The organism is Cytobacillus solani, assembly GCF_001420595.1.
Lineage (GTDB): Bacteria > Bacillota > Bacilli > Bacillales > Cytobacillaceae > Cytobacillus > Cytobacillus solani.
Genome location: NZ_LJIX01000004.1, coordinates 1 through 15646, shown reverse-complemented (window position 1 = coordinate 15646; position 15646 = coordinate 1). Strand labels below are relative to the sequence as shown.

Genomic DNA, 15646 nt, shown 5'->3' with positions numbered 1-15646 from the left:
GAAGTTAAGCTTCTCAGCGCCGATGGTAGTTAGGGGCTGTCCCCTTGTGAGAGTAGGACGTCGCTAGGCAAATGAAAAGAGCACCTGTAAAGGTGCTCTTTTTGTGTTATTTACGAGAGCTAGGACTATCCATGTATAAACTCAATAGGCTAATACAATAGTTGTCTTTCTTTCATTAAAAATTGATAAATCAAGAAAGGACCTTTCCTAGATGTCATATTAAGAAAGGATAGAATAAACGGATAATCAAGATTTGGCATTATTTTTATTGTCTCACTCCACCATTCTGTTTCATAGCGTGCAATCATACTTAAATTATATAATAGTAAATAATGGATTAATAATTCAGGAAAGTTGTTTAATGCGCTTTGTCTTAATGGAAAAGCAAGTTGATTATCTTCTAAAGAAAATTTTAAAGGGAGAATTTTGTCAATATGTAATTGAGGATATTTAAAGTTAATAAAATCTTCGTTAGAATCCTCGAATATAATTTCTGAAATTGATTTTGTTTTCCAGTATTCAATAAAGCGAGATTCAGTCATGTGGTATTCATCTAAAATACATTTCGATATTGATAATAGATCTTTTTGTTTATTTATTTGTAAAAAAGTATTTTTCCCTTCGAGTCTAGAAAAGAATGAATTTAGTTCAGGTATTTGCATAAGTAATTCTTCCATTGTCGCTTTTTCCCCTTCTAACTGTTTCATGTGAAACATTTTCTCAGCCATGTATGGAAAAAGCCCGCTTTTTTGAATCTTTACTTCATCCTGAAAAAATTGGTATTGTTGTTTCTTTTTTTTTCTTGTGGAAACACCGTGTGCCAAAACCGATGTTGTTTCAGGATAGTTAGGATCAATTGTTAATATACATGCTTTGATTAAATGAACAAATCCATAAAAAAGAAGGATTGGCTGTATGATTAATGGGGCTAATTCTGCTTGTTTGTAATATATTTGTCCATGTTCAAGATAATATATAAAGGGATAGCTTTTTTCATAACTATTAATTTCGGCCCTCTCAAGATTTCGTTGCTGATAACAGTTCTTTAAATAGTCTTGAGTAGAGCTTGCCGAAAAAAAGGGAAGAAATGAGTTCCAATTTGTGTATGTAGACATAAAAAATATCCCTCCGTAATTATTAGAAAAATCTAACATATTAAAGTTATCTTGACAGTATTTTGTCCAATTGATAACCTACTAATAATATTTTCGAGTCTAGGGGGTAAAAAAGATGTGGGAAAGTAAATTTGTAAAAGAAGGTTTAACATTTGATGATGTATTGCTTGTTCCTTCCAAATCAGAGGTTCTTCCAAGAGATGTGAATTTAAGTGTCCAATTAACGGAAAATGTAAAGCTTAACATCCCGATTATTAGTGCAGGAATGGATACAGTTACTGAAGCGGATATGGCAATTGCAATGGCTCGTCAAGGCGGACTTGGCATTATTCATAAAAATATGTCCATTGAACAGCAAGCTGAACAGGTAGATAAAGTTAAACGTTCAGAAAGCGGCGTTATCTCAGACCCATTTTTCCTCACCCCAGAACAACAAGTTTTCGATGCAGAACATTTGATGGGGAAATACCGCATCTCCGGTGTTCCGATTGTTAACAATCAAGAAGAGCAAAAGCTTGTTGGTATCTTAACAAATCGTGATCTTCGTTTTATCTCTGATTTCTCAATCATTATTTCAGATGTAATGACAAAAGAGAATTTAGTTACAGCTCCTGTTGGTACAACATTAGCTGAAGCTGAAAAAATTCTTCAAAAGTATAAAATTGAAAAGCTACCTTTAGTAGATAGTAATGGCATTCTAAAAGGGTTAATTACCATTAAGGATATAGAAAAAGTCATTGAGTTTCCTAACTCTGCAAAAGATCAACATGGGCGTCTATTAGTGGGAGCTGCTGTTGGTGTTACGAAGGATACAATGAAAAGAGTTGAGATGCTTGTTAAATCTCAAGTTGATGTGATTGTACTTGATACTGCTCATGGACACTCAAAAGGTGTTTTAGATACAGTTCGTGAAATCCGCAGCACCTACCCTGATTTGGCTATTATCGCTGGGAATGTCGCTACTGCCGAAGGGACAAAGGATTTGATTGAAGCAGGAGCTGATATTGTAAAGGTGGGAATTGGTCCTGGTTCCATTTGTACAACACGCGTAGTTGCAGGTGTAGGTGTTCCACAGATAACGGCTGTTTATGACTGTGCAACAGAAGCGAAGAAGCATGGAAAAACAATTATTGCTGATGGCGGAATTAAGTACTCAGGCGATGTTGTTAAGGCACTTGCTGCAGGCGGACACGCGGTAATGCTAGGAAGCTTACTAGCTGGTGTATCAGAAAGTCCTGGAGAAACGGAAATCTTCCAAGGCCGTCGTTTTAAGGTATATCGTGGAATGGGATCTGTTGCATCCATGGAAAAAGGTTCTAAGGATCGTTACTTCCAAGAGGATAATAAGAAATTTGTTCCAGAAGGAATTGAAGGCCGCCTGCCTTACAAAGGCCCTCTTTCAGACACGATCTATCAACTTGTTGGCGGATTGCGTTCAGGAATGGGATATTGTGGTACAAAGGACTTAACAGATTTAAGAGAAAATGCTCAATTTGTAAAAATGACTGGTGCAGGATTAAGAGAAAGTCACCCACATGATGTGCAAATTACGAAAGAAGCACCCAATTATTCAATGTAATCATATGAAAGCAGGGGAGAAATTTCTTCTCTGCTTTTTTATTTGTAATTAAAAAAAAGAAACTATCTAGCTCTACAAGGAACGCCTTGATAGCATTGCACGAGTATGAGCGCTCAGCGTCTAGTACTCTTCACTACACTAAGAAACATGGAACATTCGTGCTCTTTGTGTTTCTTTTACCATCAAATAGTGAGGTGACTGTTTAGCCACGCAGCAGTCCATCTTATGGCCTCGAGCTAGGAGCCGCAACTGGATTAGAACCCTCCAGTCCATACGCCTCTATGCGAGACACATCCGCTTTTCTAAATAGGTAATTCATCTGCCTATTTTTTATGGGTGAGTTATGTTAAAATAACAAAAGTGTACTAATATGTTGGAGGGCTTTATATTGAAAATAAAACAATATCGTAAATATGTTGCTAGTTTCCTTGTGTTAATAATGGTATTAGGAATTTTCCCGAGTTTAAATAGAGCGCATGCAGAGGATATATTAAATATAAATGCAGATGGTGCTATTTTAGTAGAGGCAGAAACAGGAAGAGTGCTGTATGCTAAAAATCCCGATCAAGTACTCGGCATTGCTAGTATGACAAAAATGATGACTGAGTATTTGCTGCTTGAAGCGATTAAAGAAGGACGTGTAAAGTGGGATCAGGAATACGCAGTAGATGAATACGTTTATAAAGTATCTCAAGATTACCCGCGTTTATCGAATGTTCCATTACGCAGAGATGGAAAATATAGTATTCGTGAATTATATCAAGCAATGACAATTTATTCAGCAAATGGGGCAACGATTGCGATTGCTGAGACAATCGCTGGTTCAGAAGCCAATTTCGTTAAAATGATGAATAAAAAGGCAGAACAGTTAGGATTGCAGGATTATAAATTTGTTAACTCTACAGGATTAAACAACTCAGATTTAAAAGGTTTTCACCATACTGGAAATCTTGAAGATGAAAACGTTATGTCTCCTAGAGCGACAGCAAAGCTAGCTTCACGTTTGATTAGTGATTTTCCAGAGGTTCTTGAAACTGCAAGCACACCAAAAATGAAATTCCGTGAAGGTACGGATGACATGATTCAAATGGAAAATTGGAATTGGATGCTTCCATCTCTTATTTATGGCTATGAGGGTGTAGATGGTTTGAAGACTGGAACGACTGACTTTGCAGGGCTATGCTTCACGGGCACTGCGGAGAGAAATGGTACGCGCTACATTACCGTGATCATGAATGCCAAAGATGAAAAGGGAAATAACACAAATAAAAAGGTTCGTTTTGATGAAACAAGAAAAATGTTTGATTATGCTTTTGGCAACTATAGTAAAGAAGAATTATATCCTGAAAATTATCAGGTAAAAGGGAAAAAAACGTTACCTGTAACTAAAGGGAAAGAGGATAAGGTAAAGATTCAAACAAAAGAACCGATTACAATGGTTGTGAAGAATGGAGAAAAAGAAAATTATAAGCCTAAGCTCGTTTTAGATAAAAAGAAGCTAAACGATAAAGGTGAGTTGACAGCACCAATCAAAAAGGGAGAAAAGATTGGTACATTAACAATAAAAGCAGAAGATGGACAAGCATTAAACTTTTTAACTGAAGATGGACAAAAAAATATTCAAGTCGATGTTGTCGCTGCTGATGATGTTGAAAAAGCGAACTGGTTTGTGCTGATGATGCGCGGAATAGGCAGCTTCTTCGGAAATGTCTGGGGCAGTATTTCTTCAACAGTAAAAGGCTGGTTTTAACAAAAAGGGTTTCCTGTCTTGACAGGAAACCCTTTTTGTTGTTTATTTTCATTAGGGAAAGGTAATTATTCCGATTGATTTAATGAAATATTTTCCTTGCCCGCATTTTTTTATTGAATCACCCATCCATGGCTGATGGTATAAGACAAAGGGGGAGCACAATGAAGACAGGAACAGATCGAGTAAAAAGAGGAATGGCAGAAATGCAAAAAGGCGGCGTCATCATGGATGTCGTTAATGCCGAGCAAGCGAAAATTGCTGAAGAAGCTGGTGCGGTTGCAGTAATGGCATTGGAAAGAGTTCCATCAGATATTCGTGCAGCAGGCGGCGTAGCGAGAATGGCTGATCCTCGCATTGTCGAGGAAGTTATGAATGCAGTCACAATTCCAGTTATGGCTAAGGCACGTATTGGTCACATTGTAGAAGCGCGAGTACTTGAGGCTATGGGTGTAGATTACATAGATGAAAGTGAAGTATTAACTCCAGCAGATGAGGAGTACCATTTAAATAAAAGAGAATATACTGTTCCTTTTGTTTGTGGATGCCGTGATCTAGGTGAGGCTGCACGCCGTATCGGTGAAGGTGCAACTATGCTTCGTACAAAAGGTGAACCAGGAACTGGAAATATTGTAGAAGCCGTCCGCCATATTCGTAAGGTAAATGCACAAGTTCGTAAGGTTGTAGGAATGAATGAAGATGAGCTTATGACAGAAGCTAAGCTGCTAGGAGCACCGTACGAGCTTCTTCTTGAAATTAAGAACCTTGGGCGTCTACCAGTCGTTAACTTTGCTGCAGGCGGCGTAGCAACCCCTGCTGATGCTGCTCTTATGATGCAGCTTGGTGCAGACGGAGTCTTTGTAGGGTCAGGTATTTTTAAATCAGAAAATCCAGCTAAATTTGCTCGAGCAATTGTTGAAGCAACTACCCATTATCAAGACTATAAATTGATTGCAGAGCTTTCAAAAGAGCTTGGGGCTCCAATGAAAGGGATTGAAATTTCATCATTAGCTCCGGAAGCTCGTATGCAGGAGCGCGGCTGGTAAGGAGAGAATACTGAATGATTAAAATTGGAGTTCTTGGCCTTCAAGGTGCCGTAAGGGAACATGTAATATCTATCGAGGCATGCGGTGCAGAAGCTATTGTCATTAAACGTAAAGAACAATTGGATGAAATAGACGGTCTAATTCTCCCTGGTGGAGAAAGCACCACAATGCGTAAATTGATTGATAAATATGACTTTATGAGGAGTCTGAAAGAATTTGCTGAGTTAGGCAAGCCAATGTTTGGGACTTGTGCAGGCTTGATTTTATTAGCAAAAAATATTGTCGGTTACGATGAACCGCATATTGGTGTTATGGATGTGAAGGTCGAAAGAAATTCATTTGGACGTCAGAAAGAAAGCTTTGAAGCTGATTTAGATATTGCGGGTGTTGCAGAAGATTTTCAAGCCGTCTTTATCCGCGCACCGCATATTGTACAAGCTGGAGGAAATGTGGAGATCCTAGCTAAGCATAAGGAGCGTATTGTGGCTGCCCGTGAAGGAAATATTCTTGGCTGTTCATTTCATCCCGAATTAACGGATGATCACCGTTTAACTGGTTATTTTATTAACATGGTTAAAGAAGCAAAAAAGTAAATATTTGAATAATATGGTTGCAAATCGTTTATAATTGTAGTAAATTATGAATTACTTAAATTCTAATAGTTCAAAGCAATGAGAGGAAATAGTAACAGGTTATTCATTCTTTAGAGAGCCGATGGCTGGTGGAAATCGGTGAATGCTGCTTGTGAATCCATCCTCGAGTAAAGTATGGAAAGCCGCTTTAGGTTAGTAATTACTTTCGGTTAAAACCGTTATTATTTTAAGGTGGAAAGCTTATGCTTTCAACTAGGGTGGCAACGCGGGTAACTCTCGTCCCTTTTTTGGGGACGGGAGTTTTTTGTGTTGCTGCGGATAATTAAATTAGGGTTTTTATCGAAAATGGCATGATGATTTTTTATTTAAAAAGGAGGAATTATTTATGTTAGACATTAAGTATTTAAGAGCAAATTTTGAAGAAGTGAAAAAGAAGCTAGAGCACCGTGGAGAGGATCTTGGGGATTTAGGAAAATTCGAAGAGCTTGATGGAAGACGCCGTGAATTAATTGTAGAAGCAGAACAGCTGAAGAGTAAAAGAAATGAGGTTTCACAGCAAGTGGCGGTCTTAAAGCGTGAGAAGCAGGATGCAGATCATTTAATCACGGAGATGAGAGAAGTAGGCGATGAAATAAAAAAGCTTGACGATGAATTAAGGGAAGTAGAAGAGGTATTAGAGCATTTAATGCTAAGCATCCCAAATATTCCGCATGAAAGTGTACCAGTTGGGGAGACTGAAGATGATAATGAGGAAGCTTGGACATGGGGAGAAATTCGCGAGTTTGATTTTGATCCAAAGCCACATTGGGATGTTGCCGATGATTTAGGAATTCTTGATTTTGAACGTGCAGGGAAAGTAACGGGAAGCCGCTTTGTATTCTACAAAGGGCTTGGGGCGCGATTGGAACGTGCATTGTTCAACTTCATGCTCGATCTTCATACAGAAGAACATGGATATAAGGAGGTCTTGCCGCCATACTTAGTGAATCGTGCAAGTATGACAGGTACAGGGCAGCTTCCAAAATTTGAAGAGGATGCATTCCTGATTGAAAATGAAGACTACTTCTTAATTCCAACTGCCGAAGTACCAGTTACAAATATGCATCGGGATGAAATCTTAAGTGCTGAGGATCTGCCTATTAATTATGCAGCATTTAGTGCATGTTTCCGTTCTGAAGCAGGATCTGCTGGACGTGATACGAGAGGGCTCATTCGTCAGCATCAATTTAATAAAGTAGAACTTGTGAAATTTGTAAAACCTGAAGATTCTTATGATGAATTGGAAAAGCTAACCAAGAATGCCGAAAAGGTTTTACAGCTATTGGGTCTTCCGTATCGTGTGCTCCGCATGTGTACAGGTGATCTTGGCTTTACTGCCGCTAAGAAGTATGATATTGAGGTTTGGATCCCAAGCTATGGCACATATAGGGAGATTTCTTCTTGCAGTAATTTTGAGGCATTCCAAGCAAGGCGTGCGAATATTCGATTCCGCCGCGAGCCGAAGGGCAAGCCTGAAGCTGTCCATACATTGAATGGGTCTGGCCTTGCGATCGGCCGTACGGTTGCCGCTATTTTAGAAAATTATCAGCAGGCAGATGGAAGTGTAATTATTCCAGAAGTATTACGTCCATATATGGGAAACAGGGATGTTATTAAACCGGAGTAAGTATCAGTTCTGAGCGGGTCAAACCCGCTCAGAAAATATATTAAAAATAACGTTGACTTCGTATTAATTTAATGATATAGTATTTCTTGTCGATACGGAGGAATACCCAAGTCCGGCTGAAGGGATCGGTCTTGAAAACCGACAGGCGGGTCAAACCGCGCAGGGGTTCGAATCCCCTTTCCTCCTCCATTTAAATTGACATCTAACATGCGCATAAATTGGAGATAAAATCGTTACAAGAGCTGTAACGGTTTTTTTATTCTTTTTTATGCTTAATAAAGCAAATAGTCGCCAGTAGTGGCGACTATTTTTTTAATAATTGTGTTTGCCGTAAAAAGTCTGAGATCCGTTCGACAACGGGTTCAACTGAATCTTCATGATTGATAATATCATAATCATTAATATTAAGCCTTAGTACAGGGCATGCATTAAATGTATTAATCCAGTTTTCATAGCGCTGATGCATTTCTTCCCAATAGGCAATCGGTGTCTGCTGTTCCATAGGACGGCCTCTTTCTTGAATCCGAGAAAGGATATCGTCCAAAGAACCTTCAAGATAGATAAGGAGATCCGGATGTGGAAAATAAGGCGTCATAACCATTGCGTCGAAAAGGCTTGTATATGTTTCGTAATCAGTTTTTGACATGGTCCCTTTTTCAAAATGCATCTTAGCAAAAATGCCTGTATCTTCATAGATGGATCGGTCTTGAATAAAGCCTCCTCCGTATTCAAAGATACGTTTCTGTTCTTTAAAGCGCTCTGCAAGGAAGTAAATTTGCAAATGGAAGCTCCAACGGTCAAAGTCAGCGTAAAATTTATCTAAGTAAGGATTTGTATCAACCTTTTCAAACGATGTGCGAAAGTTAAGGGCTTTGGCAAGTGCATTTGTCATGGTAGATTTCCCGACCCCAACTGTTCCAGCAATGGTAATCACTGAGTTTGCCGGGATCTCATATTTATTTCTTAAATTCATGATTGAATGCTCCTCTTTTTCAATAATGTGGATAGCGTATCAAGTATATAAGATAAGTCATTTTTATTTTTTACAAAATTCAGATGATCGCCATTGAATCGCAGTACTGGAATGTCCGGGTGTTTTGCTTCAAAGTCATTTATAGCATTATCATAGTCAATGGATAATTGCTCTAAATATAAAGGGCTAATATTTTTTTCAATCTCTCGTCCTCTAAGCTTAATGCGGGTTAAGAGTGTTTCAAGGCTGGCATGCAAATATATGACCACATTTGGCTTAGGCATATCGCTTGTTAATATTTCATAGATTTTTAAATATTTCTGGTATTCGACTGTATTTAGTGAACGACCAGCAAATATTAAATTTTTCAATATATGATAATCTGCAACAACAGATTTATTTTTATTTAAAAAGTGATTGTTTATATCACCTAGCTGTTTATATCGGTTGCAAAGGAAAAACATTTCTGTTTGAAAACTCCATTCTTCAATGTCCTCATAAAATTTCCCTAAAAATGGATTCTCATCAACAATTTCTTTTAATAATGCAAATTGAAACTGTTCGGCTATCTCTTTGGCAAGAGATGTTTTTCCGACACCTATTGGCCCCTCTACAGTAATAAAAGGTGTTCCCCCCATAGATTGCCCTCCTACTCTTTCGCTTTTTACTTTTCTATCTAATAAAATTGTATCCGTTAGGACTCTATCGTTCATTAATGACACAAAAGATATTTTATCACACTATTAGGTGGGAGGGATATGGAATTTCAATGTGTGAGGGCAATGAAAAAAACAGCTGTGCGTATGGCCAGCTGTTAGTAGGGAAGAATATTGTGATTTTTGTTAAGCTCTCTTTACCACGTTGAAATTTTCTGTGATTAAGAGCCAGTTTTGCGGAAAGGATAGACCAAGCTTCCAATAGCTCATTCCTCTTAAGTTGAGTTCTTTCACCAAATTAAATTTAGCTTGAATGGACCTAGCATCTTCAAACCAAACTTCATGCTGCTTTCCTTCACTGTCTGTATAGCGGAAAAATGGTGCTTGGGCTGTATAATCATATTGGATAGCTGCATTGTTGTTTGCTGCAATCTGAATTGCCTGCTGGGGACTGACTGCTCTAGCTATTGAACCTTGCACAAATGGCAGTGTCCAATTATAGCCGTATAAATTTTGCCCCATCATAATTTTTGTAGAAGGCATTTCACTTATTGCATACTCGATTACATCTCTTACTGGTCCAATTGGAGAAACAGCCATAGCTGGACCCCCGCTATACCCCCATTCATATGTCATGATAACAACAAAGTCGACAATCTCTCCGTGTGCTCTGTAATCATGTGCTTCATACCATTCTCCAGGCTGATCTGCTCTTGTCTTAGGTGCAAGAGCTGTAGAAATCAGCCACCCCTCTTGCTGGAAGCGTGCTTTTGCTTTTCGAAGGAATTGATTATACGCTTCCCTGTCTTCTGGGCGCAGAAACTCGAAGTCAAAATGGATATCCCTAAAACCGTATTTCTTTGCTGTAGTTACGATATTGTTTAGAAATCGCTCTTGAATTGGCATATTGTTTAAAAGAATTTGCCCAAGTTCAGCATTGAATTGATCATTCTCCTGATTTGTAATGACCATCATTAATACATTGTTATTTGCACGAGAAATAGCAGGGAAATTGTTAAGAAGTGGTTCCTTCAGTGAGCCATCACGGAGCACTTGGAAGCTGAAGGGTGCTAAGTATGTTAAATGCGGTGCAGCTTCTCTTGCACTAGCTTCTAAATTAGGAGCAACCGTTGTACCTCTCGGTTCTACATAGGCATTGAACTCTGCTTCTGTTTTCGGGCGGGGAGGAATATAAAGCCGAAACCCAATTTGAAGAGGCTGATTAACAGAAATGCCGTTAACAGCAGCGAGCTGTTGAAAAGAAAGGCCGAATTTTCTAGAAATTGAATATAAGCTATCACCAGATTGGACCCAGTAAAATTGGCCAATAATTGGAATAACAAGAGTTTGACCGATTACAAGATTGTTTGGATTCGGAAGTTCATTGGCTTCTACAATATCACTAACGCTCGAACCATAGGCTTGTGCAATCCCATATAAGGATTGGTTTGGCTGAACAACATGAATTTGCAAGTTATTCCCTCCTAGATTAAACCGAATGGGGCAGCAATTGAATAAATGGTCTGATCAGAAAATAGTCATTACAACATTTTATGAATGAGAGAAAAAAGAAATGATATAATTTATAGAGGAATAAGCAAAAGGAATGAGAAGGATGCTGCAAAATGTAGACCAAAATGAAACATACATGATAGAAGCAATAAAAGAGGCTAAAAAAGCACAAGAAATAATGGAAGTTCCGATTGGTTCAGTTATTGTGCTGAATGGGGAAATTATTGCACGTGCACATAATTTAAGGGAACATAACCAAAGCTCGATTGCTCATGCAGAACTGATGGCTATTGATCAAGCATGTCAATCACTTGGAACATGGAGACTAGAAGATGCCGTTTTGTACGTGACACTTGAACCTTGCCCGATGTGTGCTGGAGCTATCATGCTTTCTCGAATAAAAAAGGTAGTTTATGGTGCAAAGGATCCAAAAGGCGGATGTGCAGGCACATTTATGAATTTGCTTCAAGATGATCGGTTTAATCATCAGAGTGAAGTCGTATCTGGAGTGTTAGAAAAAGAATGTGGCGAGCTTCTATCTGCTTTTTTTAAAGGACTGCGTTTGCGTAAGAAAGAAGAAAAGAAACAACGAAAGAAGCAATTGGAGATAGATGAAGGAATTAACAATGGTTAGGCATTGATTTTTACAAATGATATTAGTATACTTATATTGTGTCACTCGGGTGACACCTAAATATGGTTTCAACTTTGCCGTGCTAGGTGGGGAGGTAGCGGTGCCCTGTACTCGCAATCCGCTCTAGCGAGGCTGAATCCCTTCCCGAGGCTGATGTCCTGTAGGGCCTGCCTTAAGTAAGTGGTGTTGACGCCTGGGTCCTGCGCAATGGGAATCCATGAACCATGTCAGGTCCGGAAGGAAGCAGCATTAAGTGGACACTCTCATGTGCCGCAGGGTTGCCTGGGCCGAGCTAACTGCTTAAGTAACGCTTATGGGCGTCAGTCGACGGAAGGTGCACGGCAGTTTAACTATTATAAATGAAACTCATCTCATTTGAGATGAGTTTTTTATTTGTTTCCTTTTAAAAAAGAACAGGGATACGTTATAATGGTTGGAGAGTGCACAGGAAGGGGGCGTGTCGATGAGTTATCAGGCTTTATATCGCGTTTGGCGGCCACAAAGCTTTATAGATGTTGTTGGACAGGAGCATGTAACGAAGACATTGCAAAACGCCCTGCTTCAGCAAAAAATATCGCATGCTTATTTATTTTCTGGTCCAAGAGGAACTGGAAAAACAAGTGCGGCGAAAATTTTAGCAAAAGCCGTTAACTGTGAAAGGGCCCCGGTGAATGAGCCGTGCAATGAATGCGCATCTTGTAAAGGAATTACAGATGGTTCGATTCCAGATGTGATTGAAATCGATGCCGCTTCAAACAATGGTGTAGAAGAAATAAGGGATATTCGCGACAAGGTGAAGTATGCACCGACATCAGTGAAATATAAGGTCTACATTGTTGATGAAGTACATATGCTTTCCATTGGCGCCTTTAACGCACTGTTAAAAACACTGGAAGAGCCTCCAAGGCATGTCATTTTTATTTTGGCTACTACAGAGCCGCATAAGATCCCGCTTACGATTATTTCTAGATGCCAGCGATTTGACTTTAAACGCATTACGGCACAGGCAATTGTAGGCAGAATGCAGCTAATTGTCGAGGAGACTGGTGTTCAATGTGATGGGCAAGCCCTTCAAATTGTAGCTAGAGCGGCTGATGGCGGGATGCGTGATGCATTAAGCCTACTCGATCAAGCCATTTCCTTTAGCGAGGATCGGGTAACTGTTGAAGATGCTTTAACTGTCACAGGTGCTGTATCACAAGGTTTTCTTAATAAGTTAGCAAATGCAGTTCTTGAAAGGGATGCTGCAGCCGGTTTGGAATATCTTGAGGAACTGCTTTTTCATGGAAAAGATCCTGCCCGATTTATAGAGGATTTTATTCTTTATTATCGAGATATGCTGCTTTTTAAAGCTGCACCAAGATTAGAAGAATCGTTAGAAAGAGTCATGCTTGATGATGAATTCCAGACTCTTGCAGAAAAAGTAAAACCAGAAGAGCTTTATAAATTAATCGATGTATTAAATAAGGCACAACAAGATATGCGGTGGACGAATCATCCACGAATCTTCCTTGAAGTTGCAATTGTTAAACTTTGTCAGCTTGAAGGAGGATTACAGGCAACACCAACTGGTGATATTCAACCATTACTGAATAGAATTAACCAGCTTGAACAAGAGATAAGCGATTTAAAAAGAAATGGGCTTACTGTGAACGATGAAGCCCAACCGGTTGTTCAAAAGAAACCACAAAGAAGCTCGAGAAAAGGATTTCAAGTTCCCGTTGGTAAAATCAATGAAATACTAAAGCAAGCGACAAAAGATGACTTGAAGGCTATCAAGAGTCAGTGGGGCGATATGCTCAATCGGCTTGTTCATAATCAAATGCGATCACAAGCAGCCTTATTGAATGAAGCGGAGCCTGTAGCAGCATCTCAAAGTGCCTTCATTATTAAATTTAAATATGAGATTCATTGCCAAATGGCGATGGACAATGCAAAGTTTTTAGAAACATTAGCAAATATAATGCATGAGATATTAGGGAAGCGAATGCACATTGCAGGGGTCCCTGATGAACAATGGCAAAAAATCAGGGAAGATTTCCTTCATACACAGCACGATGGCGAATCTGATGGTAGTATAAACCAGATGGAGGAAGAACCTCTGATTTCAGAGGCTATGAAGTTATTTGGAGAAGGTTTAATAGAAATTAAAGAATAATTATTGGAGGAAAAGACGATGCGTGGAATGGGAAATATGCAAAATATGATGAAGCAAATGCAGAAAATGCAAAAAAAGATGGCAGAAGCTCAAGAAAAGCTAGGTGAAGAAAGAATTGAAGGAACAGCTGGAGGCGGAATGGTTACAGTTGTTGTTTCCGGACATAAAGAGGTGCTTGAGGTAAATATCAAGGAAGATGTTGTAGACCCTGAAGATATTGAAATGCTTCAAGATCTTGTTTTGGCTGCAACTAATGATGCTTTGAAAAAGGCAGATGAATTAACAAATAATACAATGGGTCAATTTACTAAAGGGATGAATCTCCCAGGAATGTTCTAAGACTGAATTGTCTAGCACAAGCGTCCTATCGCCTACAAAACTTTAGGTCCGCTCCCTACGATAAGTCGACATCTATTCGCTATCGTTCATGGTGTCTCCTTTATCGAAAGAACCGGCCCTTCTGCGTTTGTACGGCGATGACCAAGGCGCTTACGCTTTTCTAGGAGGAATAGATATGCATTATCCTGAACCGATATCAAAGCTGATTGACAGCTTTATGAAATTGCCAGGTATCGGCCCGAAAACGGCCGCTCGTCTGGCTTTTTTTGTACTAAGTATGAAGGAAGACACTGTACTCGATTTTGCAAAGGCTTTAGTCAATGCAAAAAGGAATTTAACGTACTGCTCCGTTTGCGGTCATATCACAGATCAAGATCCTTGCTATATATGTGAGGATCAAAAGAGGGATCGAACGGTTATTTGTGTGGTTCAAGATCCAAAAGACGTGATTGCAATGGAGAAAATGAAAGAATATCATGGTTTGTACCATGTTCTTCAAGGAGCTATCTCTCCGATGGATGGCATTGGTCCAGAGGATATTAATATTCCAAGTCTTTTAAAGAGACTGCAAGATGATACAGTGCAAGAGGTTATCCTTGCAACAAACCCTAATATTGAGGGAGAAGCAACAGCGATGTATATTTCGAGACTCTTAAAGCCATCAGGTATTCGTGCCACACGTATAGCCCATGGTCTGCCAGTTGGAGGAGATCTTGAATACGCTGATGAGGTGACACTTTCAAAAGCATTAGAAGGAAGAAGAGAAGTTTAAGAATAGATGGAGGCGGAATAGATGTTATTTCGCAAAAAAGGCTGGCTTCGGAAGGAATTTGATGATCAGCTATTAGAAAAAGTGAATGACTTGAAGAATTCTTGGAATAGTCAGCGGCAGCTGCTAGAAAAAAGCTTCGACCCGTCCGCAGAAGCAATCAGCCAGGCAAAGATTGCTGAAGCGAAATATTTCTTTCTTTTTAAAGAAGTGAGGAAAAGAAAGATAACGATAAGAAAATAAATAAGCATGTCCTTCTTTCTAGGTCTTATTTGTACTTGCATATCATAATATGAAAGTACAAGTATCTTGAGAGGAGGACTTTTTGTTGGAGCCTGTTGTAGTAATCTCCATATTAGGAGGATTAATTATTTTACTTTTATTTATTGGAGCCCCTCTAAAGCCAGTAAGATTTATTGGACAGGGCGTAATTAAATTACTTATTGGCGCACTTTTTTTGTTCTTTTTAAATGCGTTCGGCAATCAATTTGGCATCCACGTACCTATAAATCTCATTACATCTTCTATTTCCGGTTTTTTAGGGATTCCTGGTTTATTTGCATTAGTAGCTATTCAAACCTGGGTTATTTAATGGACAGCTGATTTTTTAATGAGCTGTCCAATTTTTTATAAAAAAAGTATTGACTGTATAATTACTAGGTGGTAATATATTAAAAGTCGTCACCACGACATAGTTGAAATAACTTTAAAAAGTTATTGACACTAGAAATGATAAATGATATATTTGTTAAGTCGCTTAACTGCGAATAAAAAGAAGTTGTTCTTTGAAAACTGAACGAACAAAAAACGTCAACGTTAATTCAAGTATTAAAACTTAAGAGCTAATCTTACTCTTTAT

15 protein-coding genes, 1 tRNA gene, 1 other RNA gene and 1 other annotated feature are annotated in these 15646 nt (G+C 38.8%); of the genes, 13 read left to right on the top strand and 4 right to left on the bottom strand.

What is annotated here, in order from left to right:
- Positions 1-149: 149 nt before the first annotated feature.
- Complete coding sequence (locus AN957_RS01625; RefSeq protein WP_056681967.1) at positions 150-1115, bottom strand: YaaC family protein; 966 nt, start codon at positions 1113-1115, stop codon at positions 150-152.
- A 115-nt stretch (positions 1116-1230) separates the two neighbouring features.
- Here AN957_RS01625 and guaB point away from each other — a divergent pair, with 115 nt between their 5' ends.
- From guaB to AN957_RS01595, 6 genes are all read left to right on the top strand, one after another.
- Positions 1231-2694 carry an IMP dehydrogenase gene (guaB, locus tag AN957_RS01620; RefSeq protein WP_053478160.1) on the top strand — a complete coding sequence of 488 codons (1464 nt, stop codon included), beginning with the start codon at positions 1231-1233 and terminating at the stop codon, positions 2692-2694.
- A 370-nt stretch (positions 2695-3064) separates the two neighbouring features.
- Positions 3065-4444: a serine hydrolase gene (locus tag AN957_RS01615; RefSeq protein ID WP_172797599.1), complete on the top strand. Its 1380-nt coding sequence runs from the start codon at positions 3065-3067 to the stop codon at positions 4442-4444.
- A gap of 161 nt (positions 4445-4605) precedes the next feature.
- Positions 4606-5487, top strand: a complete 882-nt coding sequence (pdxS, locus tag AN957_RS01610) for a pyridoxal 5'-phosphate synthase lyase subunit PdxS (RefSeq protein WP_056681960.1) — start codon at positions 4606-4608, stop codon at positions 5485-5487.
- Positions 5488-5501: 14 nt separating this feature from the next.
- Complete coding sequence (pdxT, locus tag AN957_RS01605) at positions 5502-6080, top strand: pyridoxal 5'-phosphate synthase glutaminase subunit PdxT (RefSeq protein ID WP_056681957.1); 579 nt, start codon at positions 5502-5504, stop codon at positions 6078-6080.
- Positions 6081-6149: 69 nt separating this feature from the next.
- Positions 6150-6367 (top strand) — a binding site (T-box leader).
- Between the two features lie 98 nt (positions 6368-6465).
- A complete protein-coding gene (gene serS, locus AN957_RS01600; RefSeq protein ID WP_056681954.1) occupies positions 6466-7746 on the top strand; it encodes a serine--tRNA ligase in 1281 nt (426 codons plus the stop codon).
- 96 nt (positions 7747-7842) lie between these two features.
- Positions 7843-7935 (top strand) — tRNA-Ser (locus tag AN957_RS01595).
- Between the two features lie 115 nt (positions 7936-8050).
- On the opposite strand, the gene AN957_RS01590 is transcribed toward AN957_RS01595, so the two are convergent.
- From AN957_RS01590 to AN957_RS01580, 3 genes are all read right to left on the bottom strand, one after another.
- Positions 8051-8719 (bottom strand): deoxynucleoside kinase, encoded by a 669-nt coding sequence (locus AN957_RS01590; protein WP_053478155.1) that lies wholly within the window; start codon positions 8717-8719, stop codon positions 8051-8053.
- Positions 8716-9357 (bottom strand): deoxynucleoside kinase, encoded by a 642-nt coding sequence (locus AN957_RS01585; RefSeq protein WP_056681951.1) that lies wholly within the window; start codon positions 9355-9357, stop codon positions 8716-8718. The genes AN957_RS01590 and AN957_RS01585 overlap by 4 nt, the downstream gene beginning before the upstream one ends.
- A 204-nt stretch (positions 9358-9561) precedes the next feature.
- Complete coding sequence (locus AN957_RS01580) at positions 9562-10848, bottom strand: LysM peptidoglycan-binding domain-containing protein (protein WP_056681947.1); 1287 nt, start codon at positions 10846-10848, stop codon at positions 9562-9564.
- 142 nt (positions 10849-10990) lie between these two features.
- Here AN957_RS01580 and tadA point away from each other — a divergent pair, with 142 nt between their 5' ends.
- The 7 genes from tadA (at position 10991) to AN957_RS01550 (ending at position 15379) form a co-directional block, all read left to right on the top strand.
- Entirely contained in the window at positions 10991-11521 is a 531-nt protein-coding gene (tadA, locus tag AN957_RS01575; protein WP_379999993.1) for a tRNA adenosine(34) deaminase TadA, read from the top strand.
- 77 nt (positions 11522-11598) lie between these two features.
- Positions 11599-11863, top strand: an RNA gene (gene ffs / locus AN957_RS26560) — signal recognition particle sRNA large type.
- Positions 11864-11984: 121 nt separating this feature from the next.
- Positions 11985-13679 carry a DNA polymerase III subunit gamma/tau gene (dnaX, locus tag AN957_RS01570; RefSeq protein ID WP_053478151.1) on the top strand — a complete coding sequence of 565 codons (1695 nt, stop codon included), beginning with the start codon at positions 11985-11987 and terminating at the stop codon, positions 13677-13679.
- Positions 13680-13697: 18 nt separating this feature from the next.
- A complete protein-coding gene (locus AN957_RS01565) occupies positions 13698-14018 on the top strand; it encodes a YbaB/EbfC family nucleoid-associated protein (RefSeq protein WP_053478150.1) in 321 nt (106 codons plus the stop codon).
- Positions 14019-14193: 175 nt separating this feature from the next.
- A complete protein-coding gene (gene recR, locus AN957_RS01560) occupies positions 14194-14790 on the top strand; it encodes a recombination mediator RecR (RefSeq protein WP_053478149.1) in 597 nt (198 codons plus the stop codon).
- A gap of 21 nt (positions 14791-14811) precedes the next feature.
- The gene (locus AN957_RS01555) at positions 14812-15030 is read left to right on the top strand and encodes a YaaL family protein (protein ID WP_053478148.1); all 219 of its coding nucleotides are present in this window, start codon (positions 14812-14814) and stop codon (positions 15028-15030) included.
- Positions 15031-15115: 85 nt separating this feature from the next.
- Positions 15116-15379: a pro-sigmaK processing inhibitor BofA family protein gene (locus AN957_RS01550; protein WP_053478147.1), complete on the top strand. Its 264-nt coding sequence runs from the start codon at positions 15116-15118 to the stop codon at positions 15377-15379.
- Positions 15380-15646 lie beyond the last annotated feature (267 nt).

Coding starts and splice junctions, on each gene's coding strand:
- AN957_RS01625 (WP_056681967.1), bottom strand. CDS start 1,115: ATGTCTACATACACAAATTGGAACTCATTTCTTCCCTTTTTTTCGGCA.
- guaB (WP_053478160.1), top strand. CDS start 1,231: ATGTGGGAAAGTAAATTTGTAAAAGAAGGTTTAACATTTGATGATGTA.
- AN957_RS01615 (WP_172797599.1), top strand. CDS start 3,065: ATGTTGGAGGGCTTTATATTGAAAATAAAACAATATCGTAAATATGTT.
- pdxS (WP_056681960.1), top strand. CDS start 4,606: ATGAAGACAGGAACAGATCGAGTAAAAAGAGGAATGGCAGAAATGCAA.
- pdxT (WP_056681957.1), top strand. CDS start 5,502: ATGATTAAAATTGGAGTTCTTGGCCTTCAAGGTGCCGTAAGGGAACAT.
- serS (WP_056681954.1), top strand. CDS start 6,466: ATGTTAGACATTAAGTATTTAAGAGCAAATTTTGAAGAAGTGAAAAAG.
- AN957_RS01590 (WP_053478155.1), bottom strand. CDS start 8,719: ATGAATTTAAGAAATAAATATGAGATCCCGGCAAACTCAGTGATTACC.
- AN957_RS01585 (WP_056681951.1), bottom strand. CDS start 9,357: ATGGGGGGAACACCTTTTATTACTGTAGAGGGGCCAATAGGTGTCGGA.
- tadA (WP_379999993.1), top strand. CDS start 10,991: ATGCTGCAAAATGTAGACCAAAATGAAACATACATGATAGAAGCAATA.
- dnaX (WP_053478151.1), top strand. CDS start 11,985: ATGAGTTATCAGGCTTTATATCGCGTTTGGCGGCCACAAAGCTTTATA.
- AN957_RS01565 (WP_053478150.1), top strand. CDS start 13,698: ATGCGTGGAATGGGAAATATGCAAAATATGATGAAGCAAATGCAGAAA.
- recR (WP_053478149.1), top strand. CDS start 14,194: ATGCATTATCCTGAACCGATATCAAAGCTGATTGACAGCTTTATGAAA.
- AN957_RS01555 (WP_053478148.1), top strand. CDS start 14,812: ATGTTATTTCGCAAAAAAGGCTGGCTTCGGAAGGAATTTGATGATCAG.